Origin of the sequence: Massilia sp., assembly GCF_046293535.1 — a bacterium.
Lineage (GTDB): Bacteria > Pseudomonadota > Gammaproteobacteria > Burkholderiales > Burkholderiaceae_D > Telluria.
In genome coordinates this window covers 1-19,741 of sequence record NZ_JBKBOV010000011.1, presented here as the reverse complement: position 1 = coordinate 19,741, position 19,741 = coordinate 1, and the positions used below count along the sequence as shown (strand labels likewise).

The following is a 19,741-nucleotide window of genomic DNA, read 5'->3' as shown; positions in this document are numbered from 1 at the left end:
GGTCATGCGGCCGCCGCGTGCGCGCCGACCAGGGCGCGCAACTGCGCCAGCGGCATCGGCCGCGCCAGGTAGTAGCCCTGGGCCTGGTCGCAGCGCGCCGCGCGCAGGAAGGCCAGCACCTCGGCGGTCTCGACGCCTTCGGCCACAACGGCCATGCCGAGCGCGTGCGCCATGTCCACGAAGGCCTTCACGAAGTCGACCGTGGCCACGTTCTCGTCCTGCTGCATCAGGAAGGAGCGGTCGAGCTTGAGCACGTCGATCGGGAAGCGGCGCAGGTAGGCCAGGCTCGAGTAGCCGGTGCCGAAGTCGTCCACGGCAAGGTGAACGCCCAGCCCCTTCAGCTCGCGCAGCACCGTCGCGGTATGCTCGATGTCCTCGATCAGGGCGCTCTCGGTCAGTTCCAGTTCCAGGCAGTCGGCCGGCAGGCCGGAGCCGGCCAGCGCCGTGCGCACCTCGGCGGCAAAACCGGCCTGCGCCAGTTGGCGCGCCGAGACGTTGACCGAGACCACGACCTTGCGGCGGCACTCGCGCATCAGCTCGGCCGTGCGGCTGCAGGCTTGCTCCAGCACCCAGCGACCGATCGCGACGATCAGGCCGGTCTCCTCGGCGATGCCGATGAACTGCTGGGGCGGCACCTGGCCACGCTCAGGGTGGTTCCAGCGCACCAGCGCCTCCATGCCGTACAGGGCCATGCCGTCCGGACTCGCCGCGGACAAGCAGTAGCGCGGCTGGTAGTGCAGCTCGAACTCGCCGCGCGCCAGCGCCGGGCGCAGCGACACTTCGAGCGCCATGCGCGCCTGGGTGGCCAGCGTCATCTGCGGCTCGAAGAAGCGGTAGCGGTTGCGCCCGCCGTTCTTGGCGCGGTACATCGCGGTATCGGCGCTCTGGAACAGCATCTCGCGGGTCCGGGCGTCCTGCGGGTACATGCTGATGCCGATCGAGGCGCCGACGATCACGTCGATGCCGCCGATCTCGACCGGCGCGGTGAGCAGGTCGAGCAGCTTCTCGGCGATGCTGGCGGCGGCCGCCTGGCCGCTGGCGCAATGCGCGGCCACCACGAATTCGTCGCCGCCGAGGCGGGCGATGATGTCGGTGGGACGGATCACGCGGCGCAGGCGCGCGGCGACCTCGCACAGCAGCACGTCGCCCATCTCGTGGCCGAAGGAGTCGTTGACTTCCTTGAAGCGGTCGAGGTCGAGGAACATCACCGCCACCGAGCAGCCTTGCGGGCAGGCGTCGAGCATCTGCTGCACGCGCTCGCCCAGCAGGGCGCGGTTGGGCAGGCCGGTCAGGGTGTCGTGGGTGGCCAGTTCCCGCAGGCGGCTCTCGGCCGCCTTGCGCGCGCTGATGTCGGTCATCAGGCCGGTGAGCGAGAGCGCGCGGCCATCCGCGTCGCGCTTGATGCTGCCGTTGAACAGCACGTGGATCGGGTAGCCGTGGCGGTGCCGCAGGACCGCTTCCATGCCTTGCACCGCTATCGGTCCGTTTTCGCCGCCCTCGAGGGAGGCGAAGGGAAAGGCGACGAACAGTTCGGCCAGGCGCAGTTCCAGCAGCATCGCGCGCGGGTAGCCCGACAGGGCGCACAGGGCCGGGTTCACGTCCAGCAGCGCGCCGTCGCGTCCGGCCAGCAGGTAGCCGGAAGGCGTCATCTCGATGACCTCGCGGAAGCGCTGCTCGCTCTCGCGCAACTGGCGCTCGGCCTCGGCGCGGTCGCTCAGGTCGCGGACCACGGCCAGGAAGAATTCCTCGCCTTCGTCGTCGAAACGGGAGACCTGCACTTCGGCGGGGAACACGCTGCCGTCCTTGCAACGCTTGTCGGTGCGCAGCAACCGGGCGTGGCCGGCGCGCAGGCTTGCCAGCAGCGCCCGCCCGTCGGCGAGGCCGACATTGACGTCGGTGGCGAGCATGCCCTGGAACTCGGCGCGGCTGTAGCCGAAACGGGCGCAGGCCTGGTCGTTTACGGAGACGATGCGCATGGCGCCATCGACGATCATGATGCTGTCGCCGGCTTGGTTGAACAGCTTGCGGAAGCGCTGCTCGCTCTTGCGCAGCCTGTGCTCGGCCTCGCGCCGGGCGCTGATCTCGTGGAAGTACACGGAGATGCCGTCCGCATGCGGGTAGACGCGCACTTCCAGCCAGACCTGGCGCGGCGCCCAGAAGGTCTCGAAGCAGTCCGCCTGGCGCGTCGCCATCGCCTCCTGGTAGCGCGGCAGCGAGGGCGAGGCCAGCAGGTCGGGCGCCACGTCCAGCAGCGGCATCCCGATGGCCCGGGCTGCATCGACGCCGACGAAATCGCCGGCCTTCCGGTTGGCGTAGGTCAGGCGCCACTCGCCGTCGACGGAGAAAAAGGCGTCGCCTATGCTTTCCAGCATGCTGTTGAGCGCCGCTTCCGATCGCTCCAGGGCTGCGCGCGCCAGTTGCTGCCCGGTGATGTCGCGGGCAGTGACGAACATGCGCTCGTGCTGCGCCGACCAGCGCGCCGCGATCGACATCAGGATCGCGCGCCCGTCGCTACGGCACAGTCGCAGGGGGATATCGGTGCGCTCCGGCGTGGCGCCGCGCAGGCTCGCCTCGACGCCGCGTGCTTCTTCGTGCTGGTCCGGATGAATGAGGACGGTGTAATGCCGCCCGACGAGTTCGGCCGGTTCGTAGCCGAGCAGGGAACGCGCCGCGGCGTTGACCCGCACGATCCGGCCAAACGGGTCGTGCACGACCATCAGGTCGAGCGCATTGTCGATCAGTGCGGCGTTTTCTTCGGCGAGGCGCGCGAGCCCGTCCGGCGGGGAGGTGTCCAAGATAGTCACGAGTGTGCGGCAGGTGCCGCTGCTAGGAAGGCGCCGTCCGGAGAGGCCGGCCCCGCCAGTATAATGATTCCCGACGGAAACACTACGCGTAACGACTGAATTACGACACTCGTCTATACAACTTTCATCGTCCCATGTTGGCGGGTCACTCCTTCGGTCGGCATCGCGTACCAGTGCCGATCCGCGAGCGGCGCAGCGACGGGTCGGCGAAGACCACCAGGGCGCGAAGATCGGTTGTCATGACGGGTTCCTGCGAAGGCGGACGGCCAATGGCAGGATTGCACGTTTCATCATTGGACTCGTTGTGTCATCGCCGCGCCATGTGGCCGGCCGCGGTGGCGCTGCGCAAGCCCGGCGACCTGGACGACCTGGTGGGGCTGTCCGGACATCAGGCTGCCGCGGCTGGACGCGCCGGCCTGCTCCTACAGGCGCCTTCGGCCCCGGACTATTCGTGCGCAGCACGGGGCGCACTATCATGGAACGCACATTCCACGCCAAGGAGGGCAGCATGTCGATGCAAAGCGAAGGCAAGGACGCCAAGGGGCGCAACTACGACCAGACGACCCGCGACGGGACCAGCAGCGCGGGCAGCATGGGTGTCGGCGGCACCGGCGACATCGGCGCCATGGGGAGCGAAAAGCAGGGCAGCCAGCAGTCGGCCAGCCGCTCGGACGACCTGCTCGCCGGCGACACCACCGACCAGGAGGCCGACCAGGCCTTCAGCGGCGGCAGCCAGGGCGGCCAGATCCAGACCGGGATGGAAGGAATCGGCAAGGGCAGCGGCGCCAGCCGCCAGTCGGGGCAGCAGTCGAATCAGCAGTCCGCCGAGCAGGCAGGCCAGGGCGGTAACATGCCCAGCGGCCAGACCGACGCCGACCAGTACGACCAGGGCACCGCGCCGCGCGAGCGCTGACGCGACTTCAGGCGCCTGCCGCGGCCTCGCTACGGCGCAGGCGGTACAGCACGTGCCGCGACAGCGGATGCTCGGCCGGCAAGGCCGGGTGCGCGAATGCGCCCCCGAGGTCTTCGCGCATGCCCAGCTTTTCCATGAGGGCGCGCGAACGCAGGTTGGCCGGGACGGTGAAGGCGACGATCTCGTCCAGCCCCAGTTGCGTGAAGCCGAAGTCCAGGCAGGCGCGCGCGGCCTCGCCCGCATAGCCCTGGCCCCAGTGCCGGGCCGCCAGGCGCCAGCCGATGTCGGTGCAGGGCGCGAAAGGCAGGCCGCGCTCCCGCTGCGCTTCGTGGCGCTTCAGGCCGACGAAACCGGCCAGTTCGCCGGTCGCCGCCAGCGTCGCCGCGAAATAGCAGGCCCCGCTCCTCGCATGCAACTCCTGCTGGGAGCGGATGAATGCCTCCGCTTGCGCCAACGTCGGCCGGCCCGGCAGGAATTCGGTCACGCGCGGGTCGTGGTGCAGTTCCCAGAAATCCCTGGCGTCCTGCGCTTCCCAGGTGCGCAGCAGCAGGCGTGGGGTGTGAAGGCGGTTCATGGCGGCATTCTAGCGACATTGTCGGAAAAGGAGTGACAAGAAGGCTAACAAGTTTCTGTGTAGAATGTAGCCATGAAAGCAGAGCTCACCACCACCCGCTCCTACCGCGGGCTGTCCCAGGAAGAGCGGCGCGCCGACCGCCGTGCGCGTCTGGTCGCCGCCGCGATTGCGGTCTATGGAGAGCGCGGCTACCACCAGGCCACCGTCAAGGCAGTGTGCGAGGCGGCCGGCCTGACCGAGCGCTATTTCTACGAATCCTTCCCCAACAGCGAAGCGCTGTTGATCGACTCCTTCAATGCGATCATCTATTCGGTGCTGGGAGAGATCACCCGCGCGGCCCGGGAAGCGGGGCGCGGGCGCATCGCGCGCTCGCGCGCCATGCTGCATGCCTATTTCGCGTCGCTGCAGCGCGAGCCGCAGTCGGCGCGGGTGTTCCTGGTCGAGATCCGCGGCGTCAGCCGGGCGGTCGACCAGGCCTTCGACACGGCGCTGCGCGCGGTGGGGCGCGAAGTGGCGCGCATCGTGGCCGCGCCGGGCGCCCCCGAGGACGAGTTGCTGCAGGCCGGGGTCGTCGGCGGCGTGATCCATATCGCGCTGCGCTGGATCGACAATGGCTATGCGCCCGACATCGAGTCGATGGTGGACACGGCGCTGCGACTCGGCAATGTGCTGTCGGCGCCGCAGCGTCGCCGGCGGGCAGCCTAGGGTCTATCAGTGCGAACCTGTAGGCATGCCGACGCCCATATACATCCGGGCATGCATGCCACTGCAAAAAGTGCTGTATAGAGCTTCGCTAGAATTATTGAGTGCGCAACCGCCATTCAATTCTACCGGTGGCCGGTTGATATCCTCAGGTAGACGTCGGTTGCAATACTACTGTTGATAGCTTGCTAAAGAAGCTACACGCCCATATCATCGATTGAATAGTCGAGGATTAAGGTGATCATGGGTTTGCGATTTAGAAAGTCCTTCAAACTTGCGCCGGGTGTTCGGCTCAACGTCGGCAGTTCAGGAATGTCCTGGTCGCTCGGTCTCGTGGCGCGTCAGTCAGCATTGGGAAGCGCGGTACCTATTTCAACGCCAGCATTCCTGGTACCGGGCTGTCTTCGCGAACCCGCCTTGATGCCCCTGCGGCCGTCCCCCGTCGCACGGCTGAACGAGAAACGGTAACGGTATCACTATCGCTCCAAGTCGGTGAGGATGGTGTCGTTCGCTATAGTGACCAGAACGGACTGCCGGTCTCAGAAGAATTGGTTGCACAGGCGCGCCGGCAGCATCCAGATGCGATTCGTCAGCTTCTTGAGCAGCGCTGCGACGAGATCAATAATGACATCTCGGCTCTCGGCAATTTACATTGGCACACACCAGCGCCACTTCTGTCTACTAAGTTCGTTCCTGCGCGATTCGATGCGGTACCGCCTTTGCCCCCAGAAGAGGTAAACCTGGGGTTTGCTGAGCGGTTCTTACCCGGCAAGCGGCAATGGGCAGAGGCCGAGAATCTGCGTCGACAAAGCGGGTATCGCGTCGCACTCGAACAGTACGAACAAGAAAAAACGGCTCACGCCGAGAGGAACGTCCAGGCACGAATGGCATACAGCGCGGCCATGGCCGGCAATCCAGATCCGATGGAAAAGCTGCTGGAGCACCGCCTCAGTGAGATTGTCTGGCCTAAAGAAACATTAATCAGTCTTTCGGTGAGCGAAGACGGCACGGCGCTTGAGCTTGATGTCGACTTGCCTGAGATCGAGCATATGCCTACGATGCGGGCGGCACTCGGAGCAAGGAGCTGGGATTTGACCATCAAAGAAGCTGGCGCTACAGCCACGCGCAAGCTCTATCAGCAACACGTGCATTCACTCGGGTTTCGTATTCTTGGCGAAGCGTTCGCTGCACTGCCCACCGTTCGCAAGATCGTGTTGTCGGGGTATTCCCAGCGGATCGACAGCGCCACGGGACAAACGAAAGAGGACTATTTGTACTCCGTACGTGTGGATCGTGATCAGTGGGATGAGATTAACTTCGCGATGCTCAACCAAATTGATCCCGGCGAAGCACTTGCTGCTTTCGATCTGCGGCGTAATATGACGGCGACAGGAATTTTCAAGCCGATAACACCTCTAACCGTTGGGACGTAGATGATTGCGTCGCCTTAAGCGTCAACAATTTATTAAGAAACCCCGCAGAGAGAACACAATGCAAAAAAATATCATCGTCTGTCTCTTTTCGTCACTAATGATCATTTGCAACACAGCAGCTAGCGCAGAAGTCCAGATTCCTCGTTCTATGGCTGACAAAGGTAGATATTATTTGTTAGATGCAAAAATCAAAGATGGCATTACAACGACGGTGCATAAGCGTGTTGGCGTCAATGAGACCGGCTACTCAAAGACCGAAATTAATTGCAAGACCACGCAGTACCGTGATATGGGGTACAGCGAGAACGGCCCTGACAAGATTACCGGCACACCTAGCAAATGGACTGACATTCTGTCAGGGTCGAGCAAATCTGATTTGGTGAATTTTGTGTGTGCCCAAAAACGATGACGAACTTCGACAGACGGTGTCGACGCGACTCTTGATGTTATCGAACTAAAGGAGTAGAGGATTCCCCGAATGGGGATTAGTAGTGTGGCACCTACCTGATCTTGGCCGGTGGTGGTTTTCGTCCGTTATGTTGCAGCCATACTCAATCCGTAGAGTTCAATTTTTCGCCTATGCGCGCCTAGCTTCGGCATGCCACGCGAGTGCGCTTACACCTGTTGAACGCGCGGCCGGCGAAGCCGACCACCCGACGCGCCGCAGCGGGCATGTCGCGGCAAAGCACGACGGACGAAAGAAAGCCCGGCACAGCCGGGCTTGGAGGAAGACAGATTTGCTTAGAACTGGAAGGACAAGCCGGTGCTCAGGTTGCTCGCCTGCTGGGAGATCTTCTGCACTTCCACGCGCGCCGCGACCGCCGGGGTGATCGCATAGCTCAGGCCGACGCCGTACAGGGCCTTGGTGCTCGAGTCCTTGTTGGTGAATCCGTCGCTGCTGAAACGCTCCTGCAACCGCGCGGCGCCAAGGCGCCCGTAGACGCTGAAACTCTCGCCGATCGGCTGGCTGCCCAGCAGCGACAGCGAGGTCTGGTCGACGCGCATGTTCGCGCCCATGCCGGACCCGCGGAAGTCGCGCTCGAACAGGCGGCGCTGGCCCAGTTCGACGGCGAAGTTCGGATGGAAGCCGTAGCCGACGAAGCCGCCGAAGCTGGTCTCATGGCCGCCGACATCGGTGATCTTGCTGCGGCCGACTTCGCCGCCGGCATAGAAGCTGCCCGGTTGTGCGGCGATGCTGGCCGAGCAGGCGCCGAGCAGGACGGCGGCGCTTGCGATTTTCTTGAACATGTAGCGGCCTTTCTCAGAACTGGAAGGCGACGCCGGCGCTCAGGTTGGTCGCGTCGCTCGACGGCTTCTGCACTTCGAGGCGCGCCGACACGGCCGGGGTGAAGGCGTAGCTCAGGCCGACGCCGTACAGCGCCTTGGTGGTCGAGTCCTTGCCGCTGTAGCCGGCCGCCTTGACCTTGGCTTCCAGGTGGTTCACCCCCAGGCGGCCGTAGAGGCTGAGGTTCTGCGCAACCGGCAGGCTGCCGACCAGCGACAGGTGGGTCTGGTCGACTTTCGCGCTGCCATCCGCGAAACCGATGGCCGGGGTGCCGACCGCGATGTCGAAGTCGGCCAGGCGGCGGTAGCCCGCTTCCACGGCGAAGTTCTCGTGGAAGTTGTAGCCGACGAAGCCGCCGAGGCTGGTGTCGCGCTTGGAGAAGTCGTCGACCTTGGTCTTGCCGACGTCACCGCCGGCATAGAACGTATTCGGTTGGGCGGCAAAGGCGGCCGAGGAAGCGATGAGCAGGGCGCTTGTTACTGCGATTTTCTTGAACATGTTATGTGCCTCTTTCTGTCGTTGATGCGCTGGGGCGATTCCCGAGCGCGAAGCGATTATTGCAGTTGGGATACGTTGACTGCAATTCATCACTTGGCACAAATGTGCAAATAATGTTTGCAAATGTAACTATGTATGCATATTTTGTTTGCCTCCCCCTCAATCCAGTCAAATCCTGATCGGATCGGGCGAAAAAAAAGCCGCCCGGATGGGCGGCTGCGTCCGCGAGAGGCGGGCTCAGATGTGCAGCGCGTGTCCCAATCCGCGCAAGGCGGCCTCCTGCACCGCTTCGCCCAGGGTCGGGTGGGCGTGGATGGTGCCGCCGATATCCTCGAGCTGGGCGCCCAGTTCGATCGACTGCGTGAAGCCCGCCGCCAGTTCGGACACGGCGCCGCCCACCGCCTGCCAGCCGACGATGCGGTGATCGCTCTTGCGCGCGACCACGCGTACGAAACCATCCGTGCTTTCGATGGTCATCGCACGCCCGTTGGCGCTGAACGGGAAGCTGGCCGTGACGATCTCGACACCGGCCTTGTCGGCCTCCAGTGGCGACATCCCGACCACCACGATTTCCGGATCGGTGAAGCACACCGCCGGTATCGCGCCCGGCGCAAAGTGACGGCGCTTGCCCGACACGATCTCGGCCACCATCTCGCCCTGGGCCATGGCGCGGTGCGCCAGCATCGGCTCGCCGGTCAGGTCGCCGATTGCCCAGACATTGCGCATCGAGGTGCGGCACTGGTCGTCCACCTTGACCGCGCGCCCGTTCATGTCGAGCATCAGGTTTTCCAGGCCCCAGCCCGTGGTACGCGGCTTGCGGCCCACCGCCACCAGCACGCGGTCGGCGTCCAGCAGGGCTTCGACGCCGGAGGCGTCGCGCACCCGCACGCGCTGCTGCCCATCCTCGCCGTCCAGGCCCTCTACCTTGGTGCCCAGGCGCAGTTCGACGCCCAGGCGTCCCAGGCTCGCCGCCACCGGCTTGACCAGGTCGGCGTCGTAGGCGGGCAGGATCCGGTCCGCCGCTTCCACCACCGTGACCTGGCTGCCGAGCTTGCGATACGCGGTGCCCAGTTCCAGGCCGATGTAGCCGGCGCCCACCACCACCAGGCGCTGCGGAATCTCACCGGGCGAGAGCGCTTCGGTCGAGGAGATGACCGTGCCGCCGAAGGGCATGAAGGGCAGTTCCACCGCCTCGGAGCCGCTGGCCAGCAGCATGTGCTCGCAGCGGATGCGTACCGAGGCTTCGCTTTCCCCCTCGGCGCGCACCTCGACGGTCTTGCCGTCCAGGACGGTGGCCCAGCCTTGTACCAGCTTGACGCCGTTCTTCTTCAGGAGCGCGCCGACGCCGCCGGTGAGCTTCTTGACGATGCCGTCCTTCCAGGCCACCGTGCGCTCCAGGTCGATGCGCGGCTCCGCGCTGGTGATGCCCAGCGGCGAAGTCTCGGCCGCATAGCTGCGCGCCTTGCAGAACTCCTCGGCCGCGTGGATCATCGCCTTGGACGGGATGCAGCCGATGTTCAGGCAGGTGCCGCCGGGCGCGGCGCCTTCGACCAGGATGGTCGGCACGCCGAGCTGGCCGGCGCGGATGCCGGCCACGTAGCCGCCCGGGCCGCCGCCGATGATCAGGAGGGTTGTGTTAAGAGTCTCCATCTGTTCACTCCACGAAGATGGTCGCCGGGGTTTCGAGGTAGCCGCGGATGGCCTGGATGAACTTGGCCGCCACCTGGCCGTCGATGACGCGGTGGTCAAACGAGGACGACAGGTTCATCATCTTGCGCGCCACCATCGCGCCATCCCGGATCATCGGGCGGTCGACGATGCGGTTGGGGCCGATGATCGCCACTTCCGGCCGGTTCAGCACCGGGGTGGTGACGATGCCGCCCAGCGGGCCCAGGCTGGTGATGGTGATGGTCGAGCCGCTCAGCTCCTCGCGGGTGGCGCGGCCGGCGCGCGCCGCATCGGCCAGGCGCGCCACCTCGGCCGCCGCGGCCCAGGGGTCGAGCGTCTCGGCGTGGCGCACCACCGGCACCATCAGGCCGGCCTCGGTCTGGGCCGCGATGCCAAGGTGCACGCCGTCGTACTGGGTCAGCAGGTTGTTGGTGTCGTCGTAGCGCGCGTTCATCATCGGATACTGGCGCAGCGCCAGCACCACCGCGCGCATGAAGAGCGGCAGGAAGGTCAGCTTGCCGCGCTCGGCGCCATACCTGGCGTTGAGCTGGGTGCGCAGCGCTTCCAGTTCGGTGACGTCGACTTCTTCCACGTAGGTGAAGTGCGGGATATTGCGCTTGGCTTCCTGCATCTTCTCGGCGATCTTGCGGCGCAGGCCGATCACCGGCGCCGACTGTTCGCCTTCGCGCTTGGCGTAGCGCTCGTCGCGGCCCGTGCCTTGCGCGCCACCGCGGCGGCCCGCCACGTGGGCGTCGAGGTCGGAATGCAGGATGCGTCCCGCCGGGCCGCTGCCGTGCACGAACTGCAGTTCGATGCCGAGGTCCCAGGCGCGCTGGCGCACGGCCGGCGCGGCCAGCGGCTTTTCGCCTTCGGCACGCATCGGCGCCGGGCCGTTCTGGTAGCTGCGTTGCGGTGCTGCGGACGGCTTCGGCGGCGGGGCCGCCGGGGCAGGCGCGCGCGCCTGCGCACCCGCCGCGCCTTCCGCCTGCGCCACCGCTTCGAGCTGCGGTTCCGCGACTTCTTCGGCCGGCGCCGTGGCGGCCGCCGACTTCACCGGTTCCTGCTTCGCCTTCTCGCCGGAGAAATTGCCGGCGCCTTCGACCTCGAGACGGATCAGTTCCGCGCCCACGGCCAGCGACTGCCCGACCGCGCCGCCCAGGCTGGTGATGACGCCCGCCACCGGCGAGGGGATCTCGACCGTGGCTTTATCCGTCATGACGTCGGCCAGCACCTGGTCTTCCTTGACCGTGTCGCCCGGCTGCACGTGCCAGGCGACGACTTCGACCTCGGCGATGCCTTCGCCCAGGTCCGGCATCTTGATGACATGAATGCCCATGTTATTTACCCTCCAGCGCACGTTTCAGGGCCGCGCCGACACGGTCGGGCCCCGGGAAATAAGCCCATTCCTGCGCATGCGGATACGGGGTGTCCCAGCCGGTGACGCGCTCGATCGGCGCTTCCAGCTGGTAGAAGCAGTGTTCCTGCACCAGGGCCGCCAGCTCGGCGCCGAAGCCGCTGGTGCGGGTAGCCTCGTGCACGATGACGCAGCGGCCGGTCTTCTTGACCGAATTGACGATGGTCTCCAGATCCAGCGGCCAGATGCTGCGCAGGTCGATCACCTCGGCGTCCACGCCCGATTCGCGCGCCGCCGCTTCCGACACCCAGACCATCGTGCCATAAGCCAGCACGGTCACGTCATTGCCCGGACGGACGATGTTGGCCTTGTCCAGCTCCACCGTGTAGTGCCCGGTCGGGACGTTGCCCAGCGCGTGGCCCGACCACGGCACCACCGGACGGTCGTGGTGGCCGTCGAAGGGGCCGTTGTACAGGCGCTTGGGCTCCAGGAAGATCACCGGGTCGTCGTTCTCGATCGAGGCGATCAGCAGGCCTTTCGCATCGTAGGGGTTGGACGGCATCACGGTGCGCAGGCCGCACACGTGGGTGAAGAAGGCTTCCGGGCTCTGGCTGTGGGTCTGGCCGCCGTAGATGCCGCCGCCGCAGGGCATGCGGATCACCATCGACGAGGTGAATTCGCCAGCCGAGCGGTAGCGCAGGCGCGCCGCTTCCGACACGATCTGGTCGGTGGCCGGATAAAAATAGTCGGCGAACTGGATCTCGACCACCGGGCGCAGGCCGTAGGCCGCCATGCCGACGGCCGTGCCGACGATGCCGCCTTCCGAGATCGGCGCGTCGAACACGCGCGACTTGCCGTATTTCGCCTGCAGGCCGTCGGTGACGCGGAACACGCCGCCGAAATAGCCGACGTCCTGGCCGTACACCACGACGTTGCCGTCGCGTTCCATCATCACGTCCATGGCCGAGCGCAGCGCCTGGATCATGGTCATCGGCATGGTTGCCGTTTCCTTAGGAATATCGTCTCGCGCCATGCTCACACTCCCAGTTCCTGGCGTTGCCGGCGCAGGTGCTCCGGCATGTCCTTGTACACGTCCTCGAACATCGTCGCTGCGCTCGGGGCGCGCTCGTCGCCCAGGATGCCGTAGGACTCGGCTTCCTTCTGGGCCGCGAGGACTTCCGCCTCCAGTTCGGCCTGCACCCGCTCGTGCTCCTCGTCCGACCACCAGCCCTGCTTGGTCAGGTACTGGCGCAGGCGTTGCACCGGGTCGCCCAGCGGGAAATGCTGGAAGTCGTCGGCCGGGCGGTAGCGCGAGGGATCGTCCGAGGTCGAGTGCGGGCCGGCTCGATAGGTGACCCATTCGATCAGGGTCGGACCCAGGTTCGAGCGGGCGCGTTCGGCCGCCCAGCGCGATGCGGACAGCACCGCCAGGAAATCGTTGCCGTCCACGCGCAGCGACGCGATGCCGCTGCCGATGCCGCGGGTGGCGAAGGTGACGCTCTCGCCGCCTGCGATGGCCTGGAAAGTCGAGATCGCCCACTGGTTGTTGACCACGTTGAGGATGACCGGCGCGCGGTACACGTGCGCAAAGGTGAGGGCGGTCGAGAAATCGGATTCGGCGGTGGCGCCGTCGCCGATCCAGGCCGAGGCGATCTTGGTATCCCCTTTGATCGCCGAGGCCATCGCCCAGCCCACCGCTTGCGGGTACTGGGTGGCCAGGTTGCCGGAAATTGAGAAGAAGCCGGCGCGCCGCACCGAGTACATGACCGGCAGCTGGCGGCCCTTGAGCGGGTCGCGCTCGTTCGACAGCAGCTGGCAGATCATCTCGACCAGCGGCACCTGCTTGGCGATCAGGAGGCTTTGCTGGCGGTAGGTCGGGAAGTGCATGTCGCCGTCTTCCAGGGCCAGGGCCTGGGCCGTGCCGAGGGCTTCCTCGCCGAGCGACAGCATATAGAAGGACATCTTCTTCTGGCGCTGGGCGATGACCATGCGGGCGTCGAAGATGCGGGTTTTCATCATGGTGCGCAGCCCGAAACGCAGCAGTTCGGGATCGACCTCGGGCGCCCAGGGGCCGACGGCGTCGCCGTTCTCGTCCAGGACGCGGATCAGGCCGTTCGCGATGTCGCTCGTGTCGAGCGGCGCCACGTCGACGGGCGGACGCCGGATGGCACCGGCGGGACTCAATTGCAGATACGAAAAATCGGTCTTGCAGCCCGGACGGCCGGTAGGCTCCGGTACATGCAGCGACAGAGGCTTACTCTGACTCATAAACGCTTCCCCTTTGTAAGGTGACTTGCGGCAAGCATGATAAGGCGAACGGCCGCGCACACGAAGTCCTTTTCATATTGCTATGCAGCATAGCGGACCGGGCAGAGAGGGGCGTGCGCTGGTGCATGCTGTATCGGCAGCGGTACAAGGGCGTGTCAGGCGCCTGCCGCCGATTGCGGGCCGCCCGCGGCGTCTGTAGTATGGGACTGCCGCAGCATCCCTTCATGCCCGTGCGCAGGGAAACATGAAAAAGACCGCCGTCGTTCTGCTGACGCTCCTGCTGGCGATCGCCGGGATCGGCGGCCCCATCCTGCTTGCCATCGAGGAATCGCAGCGGCAAGCCTTCAAGGCGGAAAGCGTGCATGCGCTCGGCTACGCGCGCGACGTCGTGATGCGCGGCGACGAGACCGCCGCGCAGGTGGCCGCGGCCGTCAAGCGGCTGGCCCCGTACACGGCCGCACCCTGTGCGCCGGAGAATATCGACCTGATGCGCGAGATCGACCTGGGCTCGACCTATATCCAGGCGGTCGGCTACGTCGAGGGCAACCGGATGGTCTGCTCGTCCATCGTCGGCGCGCGCGTGCTGGAACTGGGCGAGCCCGCCTATCGCAGCGCATCCGGCGCCGTGGTGCGCACCGACGTCCGTTTTCCCTTCGCGCCCCAGGATGCCTTCCTCGTGTTGCAGTACGGTAGCTACGCCGCCATCCTGCATGCGCAAATGCCGATCGACACCGCCAAGAGCGAGCCCGACGTGTCGCTGGCCGTGGTGCCCCTCGATTTCTACGCGCCGATCAGTTCCCGCGGCCATATCGACCCCAGCTGGTCGAAACGCCTCGGCAGTGCGCGCGAGGTGGTGTTCGAGGAGGACGGCCACGTGGTGGCCGCGGTGCGTTCCTCGAGCTTCGGGACGGTCGGCATCGCCGCCGTGCCGCTGCACTACCTGCAAGACCGTTCCCAGGATGTCGCAGCCCGGCTGGTACCGGTGGGGGTACTCGCCGGCCTCGCACTGGCCTGCGCGATCCTGTACCTGGCGCGCCAGCAGATGGCCTTGCCCTGTGCCGTGCGCGCGGCGCTGCGGCGCAGGGAATTCTTCCTGGAATACCAGCCGGTGGTCGAGCTGGGCAGCGGCCGCATGACCGGCGTCGAGGCCCTGGTGCGCTGGCGCCGGCCCACCGGCGAGATCGTGATGCCCGAGCTGTTCATTCCCATCGCCGAGCAGGACGAAACGATCGTCAAGCTGACCCACCAGGTACTCGAACTGGTCTGCCGCGATACCGGCTTCTACCTGGAAAGCCATCCTGACTTCCATATCGGCATCAACGTGGCGCCGGCCGACTTCCATTCGCCCGACTTCCTCGCCAAGCTGCAGGCCACACTCGAGCAGATGGGCGCGCATCCGTCCAGCATCATCCTCGAGGTGACCGAGCGCGGCATGCTCGACCCGGTGGTCGCGCGCGAGACCTCGGGCGCGCTGCGCCGGCACGGTTTCGCGATCGCGATCGACGACTTCGGCACCGGGTATTCGAGCCTGTCCTACCTGGAATCGCTGGAACTCGATTTCCTGAAGATCGACCGCAGCTTCATCGAGGCGATCGGCACCGGGGCGCCGACCAGCCAGGTGGTCGGGCACATCATCGCCATCGCACGCGACCTGGGGCTGCGCATGATCGCCGAAGGCGTGGAAAGCCAGGCCCAGGCGGACTTCCTGCTCAGGCACGGGGTGCAATACGCCCAGGGTTGGCTGTTCGGACAGTCGATGTCCTTCGCCGAGGTCCTGCGCCGGATGGAAGGGGCGGAGGAACTGACGGCGCGCGAGGCAAGCTAGGGCGCTGGCCCGCCGCGCAGTTCGCCGCGCACATCGGCGTGGCGCGCCACCAGCTCGCGCAGCACCGTGAGGGCCGGCGTGTCGTCGCCGGCGCGCCATGCCATCAGGAGATCGATCTCGGGCGCCGCGCCGGCCAGCGGCCGCGAGCAGATCGATGGGTTGGTCAGCGCCGTGACGTAGGCGGGCAGCAGGCCGATGCCCAGGCCCATGCCGACCAGGTTCATGTTGAGCAGGGCGTTGGTGGCGACCTGGGTCACCCTCGGCCGCACGCCATGCTGGGCAAAGTAAGCCTCGACGATCTGGTGCAGTTCGCCGGAATACAGCGGATCGGTATGGACGAAGGCTTCGCCGTCGAGTTGTTCGGGAGTGATTTCCTGGAACTGCGCCAATCGATGCGTGGCCGGCAGCACCACCACCAGCGCTTCGCGCAGCACCACTTCGCTGGCGATGCCGCTTGACGCGATGGGTTTGCGCAGGAAGGCGATGTCGACCTCGCGGTCGAGCAGCATCTTCTCCTGTTCGATGGTGGGATTGCTGCGCAGCTCGACGCTCAGGTCCGGCAGGCGCATGCGCAGGCGCGGCAGGATCGCCGGGAAGATCCGGACCTCGGCGGCCGGCACGAAGCCGATCGTGATCGTCGACTTGCCCTTGCGCCCAACATGGCGCGCCCGCATCACGGCCCGCTCGGCCTGCTCCAGCGTCAGGCGCGCTTCGGTCAGGAACACCTGGCCCGCCTCGGTCAGCTCCACCTTGCGCCGGGTGCGCGTCATCAGCAGCGTTCCCACCTGTTCTTCGAGATCGCGGATCTGCTGGCTCAGCGAGGGCTGGGCCGTGCACAGGCGTTCGGCCGCGCGCGTAAAGCTGAGTTCTTCGGCGACGGCGACGAAGTAGCGCAGGTGGCGCAATTCCATGGGTTCCTCCGGGCGATTGCTCTGTTATCGTTAAAACGTCTTAATTACGACAAACAAAATATTATACAGATAGGGTTCTTCCTACGATGATATGCCGAAGTTCTTCCACCATGAAGCCTCGTAGAGGAGACGCAAAATGTCTGAAAAAGTCATCGACTTCGATGCGCTGGTCGACGCACGGACTGGCCGGGTTGCATCGTCGATCTATACCGACCCCGAACTGTATGAATTGGAACTGGAGCGGATCTTCGGCCGCTGCTGGCTGTTCCTGGCCCATGTCAGCCAAATCCCCAAGGCTGGCGACTTCTTCAATACCTACATGGGCGAAGACCCGATCATCGTGGTGCGCCAGAAGGACGGCTCGGTCAAGGCCTTCCTGAACCAGTGCCGCCACCGCTCGATGCGGGTCAGCCACGCCGATTGCGGCAATACCCGCGCCTTTACCTGCCCCTACCACGGCTGGTCCTACGGCACCGACGGCAGCCTGGTGGACGTGCCGCTGGAACAGCGCGCCTACCCGCACGGCCTGTGCAAGGAAAAACTCGGCCTGCAGGAAGTGACGCGGGTGGTCGAATACAAGGGCCTGATCTTCGGCAACTGGGATCCGGAAGCGCCGTCCCTCGAGGAATACATGGGCGACATCGCCTGGTATCTCGACGGCGTGCTGGACCGCCGCTCGGGCGGCACCGAGATCGTCGGCGGCGTCCAGAAATGGGTCATCGACTGCAACTGGAAGCTGCCGGCGGAACAGTTCGCCAGCGACCAGTACCACGCATTGTTCTCGCACGCTTCCGCGGTGCAAGTGCTGGGCGCCAAGCCGGACGCCGCCGAGAAGGCGCTGGGCGCCGGCCAGACCGCGCGTCCCGTCTGGGAAACCGCCAAGGACGCCCTGCAATACGGCCAGGCCGGCCACGGCAGCGGCTTCTTCTTCACCGAAAAACCGGACGCCAACGTCTGGGTGGACGGCATGGTGTCGCAATACTACCGCGACACCTATCCCGAGGCCGAACAGCGCCTGGGCAAGGTGCGCGCCCTGCGCCTGGCGGGCCACAACAACATGTTTCCCACCATGTCGTGGCTGAACGGCACCGCCACGCTGCGGGTCTGGCACCCGCGCGGCCCGAACCAGGTGGAAGTCTGGGCCTTCTGCATCGCCGACAAGGACGCCCCGGAAGAAGTCAAGCAGGCCTTCGAACGCAGCGCCACGCGCGCCTTCGGTCCGGCCGGCTTCCTCGAGCAGGACGATTCCGAGAACTGGGTCGAGATCCAGAAGGTGTTGCGCGGTAAACGCGCGCGCGCCACCAAGCTGGTGGTCGAGATGGGCATCGGCAACGAAAAGAAACGCGAGGACGGCATCCCCGGCGTGACCAACTACATCTTCTCGGAGACGGCCGCGCGCGCGATGTACCGCCGCTGGGCCGACCTGCTGGCCTGCGACAGCTGGGAGCAGGTGCACGAGCGCACCCGCGCCTACGACGAGGAGGTGCTCAAGCATGGCTGACACCGAGCGTATGCCCCGCGTGCCGATGGAACTGCACCACGAGATCGCGCAGTTCCTGTACCACGAGGCCGAACTGCTGGACGACTGGCGCTTCCGCGACTGGCTGGACCTGCTGGCGCAGGACATCGAGTACACCATGCGCACCACGTCCAACGCCCAGACGCGCGACCGCCGGCGCGGCGTGCAGCCGCCCACGACCTGGATCTTCAACGACACCCACGCCCAGCTCGAACGGCGCATCGCGCGCCTCGAGACCGGCATGGCCTGGGCCGAGGAGCCGCCGTCGCGGACCCGCCACCTGGTGACCAACCTGGTGGTGCGCGCCACGGAGAACCCCGACGAATTCGAGATCCGCCTGAACTACCTGCTGTACCGCACCCAGAAGGAGCGCGACCAGGCGATTTATGCCGGCAAGCGCATGGACCGGGTACGCCGCGCCGACACGGCCGCGGGCTGGCAGATCTGCCGCCGCGAGATCGTGCTCGACCAGGCCACCCTGACCACCCACAACCTCAGCGTACTTTTCTGACAGCCATGACACGTATTCTCGTTTGCGAAGACAAGGCCTTGCCGGACGGCGGGGCGATCAAGATCGACGGCCCGAACGAAGCGCTCGCCGTGTTCCGTTCGAACGGCGAGGTGTTCGCCCTGGCCGACCGCTGCAGCCACGGCAATGCCTCGATGTCGGAAGGCTATGTCGAGGACGACGGCACGGTGGAGTGCCCGCTGCATGCGGCGCGCTTCTGCCTGAAGACCGGCGCGGCCCTGTGCCAGCCGGCCACCGAGCCGCTGCGCACCTTCCCGGTCGCCGTGGTGAACGGCAACATCTACATCGAACTCCCGGAGGCCGCGTGATGCGCGCGCCGCAAGAGGGCGGCTGGCTGCACGGCCAGGTGGCCTTGATCACCGGCGGCGGCTCCGGGCTCGGGCTGGCGCTGGTCGAGCGCTTCGTGGCGGAGGGTTGCCGGGTCGGGGTGCTGGAGCGCTGCGCCGACAAGGTGGCCGCGCTGGAGGCGCGCTTCGGCGCCGACGTGGTCGCGGTGCAGGGCGACGTGCGCTCGTTCGCGGACAATGCCCGCGCCGTGGCCGCCACGCTCGCCCGCTTCGGCAAGCTCGACACCTTCGTGGGCAACGCCGCGATCTGGGATCATGCATCGAGCCTGATGGACCTGCCCCCGGAACAGCTGGACCGGGGCTTCGACGAGCTGTTCCCCGTCAACGTCAAGGGCTACCTGCTGGGCGCCAAGGCCGCCGCCGCGGCCCTGGTCGAGAGCGAGGGCAGCATGATCTTCACGCTCTCGAACGCCGCGTTCTACCCGGGCGGTGGCGGTCCGCTGTACACCGCCAGCAAGCACGCGGCCGTCGGCCTGGTGCGCCAGCTGGCCTATGAACTGGCGCCCAAGGTGCGCGTGAACGGCGTCGCGCCCTGCGGCATGGCGAGCGACCTGCGCGGCCCGGCCGCGCTCGGCCAGGAAGGCAAGCGCATCATGGATTCGCGCTCGCCCGAGGCGATCGCCGGCATCCTGCCGCTGCAGTTCTTTCCCGACCCCGCCGACTTCACCGGCCCCTACGTCATGCTGGCCTCCACCGCCAACAACCGGGTGCTGAGCGGCGTCATGATCAATGCCGATGCCGGCCTGGGCATCCGCGGCATCCGCCACGTGGCGGGCGGCCTGCATCTGTGATGCCGCCTGTAACCCATCGCGAGAACGACACCATGCATCGTCCCGTCTACGTCATCGTCGGGGGCCGCCCGGCCGGCGCCTGTCACCCGCGCTTGCGCGCGGATGCCGGAACTGTGGAGCGGTAAAGCACTTGCATATATGTGCAACGTCGAAACGTCCGCGGTGCATCCTGTGCAACCACGGACCTCTGCCGGATCACCGGCACCGATGACGCGGCGCGCGGGACCGTCAGTCCATGCGCGCCGGCAACAGCGCCAGCACCTGCGAAACGACCGTGTCGATCCCCAGGCCGGTGGTATCGATGCGGACGGCCTCCTCGG

The 19,741-nt window shown here is 66.2% G+C and carries 19 protein-coding genes; 10 read left to right on the top strand and 9 right to left on the bottom strand.

Annotation, left to right across the window (positions count from 1 at the left end):
* Window positions 1-2 precede the first annotated feature (2 nt).
* The gene (locus ACK4S9_RS08550; protein WP_409724169.1) at window positions 3-2,795 is read right to left on the bottom strand and encodes an EAL domain-containing protein; all 2,793 of its coding nucleotides are present in this window, start codon (window positions 2,793-2,795) and stop codon (window positions 3-5) included.
* Window positions 2,796-3,279: 484 nt separating this feature from the next.
* Between ACK4S9_RS08550 and ACK4S9_RS08545 the strand changes: the two genes are divergently transcribed.
* Entirely contained in the window at window positions 3,280-3,717 is a 438-nt protein-coding gene (locus ACK4S9_RS08545; RefSeq protein ID WP_409724166.1) for a hypothetical protein, read from the top strand.
* Between the two features lie 7 nt (window positions 3,718-3,724).
* On the opposite strand, the gene ACK4S9_RS08540 is transcribed toward ACK4S9_RS08545, so the two are convergent.
* A complete protein-coding gene (locus ACK4S9_RS08540) occupies window positions 3,725-4,291 on the bottom strand; it encodes a GNAT family N-acetyltransferase (protein ID WP_409724163.1) in 567 nt (188 codons plus the stop codon).
* 72 nt (window positions 4,292-4,363) lie between these two features.
* Between ACK4S9_RS08540 and ACK4S9_RS08535 the strand changes: the two genes are divergently transcribed.
* The 4 genes from ACK4S9_RS08535 to ACK4S9_RS08520 all read left to right on the top strand — a co-directional run bounded on the left by ACK4S9_RS08535 (window position 4,364) and on the right by ACK4S9_RS08520 (window position 6,835).
* The gene (locus ACK4S9_RS08535) at window positions 4,364-4,996 is read left to right on the top strand and encodes a TetR/AcrR family transcriptional regulator (protein WP_409724160.1); all 633 of its coding nucleotides are present in this window, start codon (window positions 4,364-4,366) and stop codon (window positions 4,994-4,996) included.
* 240 nt (window positions 4,997-5,236) lie between these two features.
* The gene (locus tag ACK4S9_RS08530) at window positions 5,237-5,461 is read left to right on the top strand and encodes a DUF4236 domain-containing protein (RefSeq protein WP_409724157.1); all 225 of its coding nucleotides are present in this window, start codon (window positions 5,237-5,239) and stop codon (window positions 5,459-5,461) included.
* A gap of 80 nt (window positions 5,462-5,541) precedes the next feature.
* On the top strand, window positions 5,542-6,426 hold the full coding sequence (locus ACK4S9_RS08525; RefSeq protein WP_409724154.1) for a DUF4236 domain-containing protein: 885 nt from the start codon (window positions 5,542-5,544) through the stop codon (window positions 6,424-6,426).
* Between the two features lie 58 nt (window positions 6,427-6,484).
* Window positions 6,485-6,835 carry a hypothetical protein gene (locus ACK4S9_RS08520; protein ID WP_409724152.1) on the top strand — a complete coding sequence of 117 codons (351 nt, stop codon included), beginning with the start codon at window positions 6,485-6,487 and terminating at the stop codon, window positions 6,833-6,835.
* A gap of 332 nt (window positions 6,836-7,167) precedes the next feature.
* Here the strand turns inward: ACK4S9_RS08520 and ACK4S9_RS08515 are convergent, their stop codons facing one another.
* The 6 genes from ACK4S9_RS08515 to ACK4S9_RS08490 all read right to left on the bottom strand — a co-directional run bounded on the left by ACK4S9_RS08515 (window position 7,168) and on the right by ACK4S9_RS08490 (window position 13,499).
* Window positions 7,168-7,674 (bottom strand): outer membrane beta-barrel protein, encoded by a 507-nt coding sequence (locus ACK4S9_RS08515; protein WP_409724149.1) that lies wholly within the window; start codon window positions 7,672-7,674, stop codon window positions 7,168-7,170.
* Window positions 7,675-7,687: 13 nt separating this feature from the next.
* The gene (locus tag ACK4S9_RS08510) at window positions 7,688-8,209 is read right to left on the bottom strand and encodes an outer membrane beta-barrel protein (protein WP_409724146.1); all 522 of its coding nucleotides are present in this window, start codon (window positions 8,207-8,209) and stop codon (window positions 7,688-7,690) included.
* Window positions 8,210-8,446: 237 nt separating this feature from the next.
* Window positions 8,447-9,859 (bottom strand): dihydrolipoyl dehydrogenase, encoded by a 1,413-nt coding sequence (gene lpdA, locus ACK4S9_RS08505; RefSeq protein WP_409724143.1) that lies wholly within the window; start codon window positions 9,857-9,859, stop codon window positions 8,447-8,449.
* 4 nt (window positions 9,860-9,863) lie between these two features.
* Window positions 9,864-11,213 (bottom strand): dihydrolipoamide acetyltransferase family protein, encoded by a 1,350-nt coding sequence (locus ACK4S9_RS08500; RefSeq protein WP_409724141.1) that lies wholly within the window; start codon window positions 11,211-11,213, stop codon window positions 9,864-9,866.
* A 1-nt stretch (window position 11,214) separates the two neighbouring features.
* Window positions 11,215-12,264: an alpha-ketoacid dehydrogenase subunit beta gene (locus ACK4S9_RS08495; RefSeq protein ID WP_409724139.1), complete on the bottom strand. Its 1,050-nt coding sequence runs from the start codon at window positions 12,262-12,264 to the stop codon at window positions 11,215-11,217.
* A 2-nt stretch (window positions 12,265-12,266) separates the two neighbouring features.
* Window positions 12,267-13,499 carry a 3-methyl-2-oxobutanoate dehydrogenase (2-methylpropanoyl-transferring) subunit alpha gene (locus ACK4S9_RS08490; protein ID WP_409724136.1) on the bottom strand — a complete coding sequence of 411 codons (1,233 nt, stop codon included), beginning with the start codon at window positions 13,497-13,499 and terminating at the stop codon, window positions 12,267-12,269.
* 244 nt (window positions 13,500-13,743) lie between these two features.
* Between ACK4S9_RS08490 and ACK4S9_RS08485 the strand changes: the two genes are divergently transcribed.
* Window positions 13,744-15,324, top strand: coding sequence for an EAL domain-containing protein (locus ACK4S9_RS08485; RefSeq protein WP_409724133.1), 1,581 nt, complete (start codon window positions 13,744-13,746; stop codon window positions 15,322-15,324).
* Here the strand turns inward: ACK4S9_RS08485 and hcaR are convergent.
* Entirely contained in the window at window positions 15,321-16,235 is a 915-nt protein-coding gene (gene hcaR, locus ACK4S9_RS08480; RefSeq protein ID WP_409724130.1) for a DNA-binding transcriptional regulator HcaR, read from the bottom strand. The two genes, ACK4S9_RS08485 and hcaR, sit on opposite strands and share 4 nt — an antisense overlap.
* Before the next feature lie 136 nt (window positions 16,236-16,371).
* Here hcaR and hcaE point away from each other — a divergent pair, with 136 nt between their 5' ends.
* From hcaE to hcaB, 4 genes are read left to right on the top strand one after another with little or no spacing between them, the layout of a single operon-like run.
* The gene (hcaE, locus tag ACK4S9_RS08475) at window positions 16,372-17,736 is read left to right on the top strand and encodes a 3-phenylpropionate/cinnamic acid dioxygenase subunit alpha (RefSeq protein ID WP_409724127.1); all 1,365 of its coding nucleotides are present in this window, start codon (window positions 16,372-16,374) and stop codon (window positions 17,734-17,736) included.
* Window positions 17,729-18,265: a 3-phenylpropionate/cinnamic acid dioxygenase subunit beta gene (gene hcaF / locus ACK4S9_RS08470; protein ID WP_409724124.1), complete on the top strand. Its 537-nt coding sequence runs from the start codon at window positions 17,729-17,731 to the stop codon at window positions 18,263-18,265. The genes hcaE and hcaF overlap by 8 nt, the downstream gene beginning before the upstream one ends.
* A gap of 5 nt (window positions 18,266-18,270) precedes the next feature.
* Entirely contained in the window at window positions 18,271-18,591 is a 321-nt protein-coding gene (gene hcaC, locus ACK4S9_RS08465) for a 3-phenylpropionate/cinnamic acid dioxygenase ferredoxin subunit (RefSeq protein ID WP_027863998.1), read from the top strand.
* A complete protein-coding gene (gene hcaB, locus ACK4S9_RS08460; protein WP_409724120.1) occupies window positions 18,591-19,421 on the top strand; it encodes a 3-phenylpropionate-dihydrodiol/cinnamic acid-dihydrodiol dehydrogenase in 831 nt (276 codons plus the stop codon). The genes hcaC and hcaB overlap by 1 nt, the downstream gene beginning before the upstream one ends.
* Window positions 19,422-19,741: the final 320 nt, after the last annotated feature.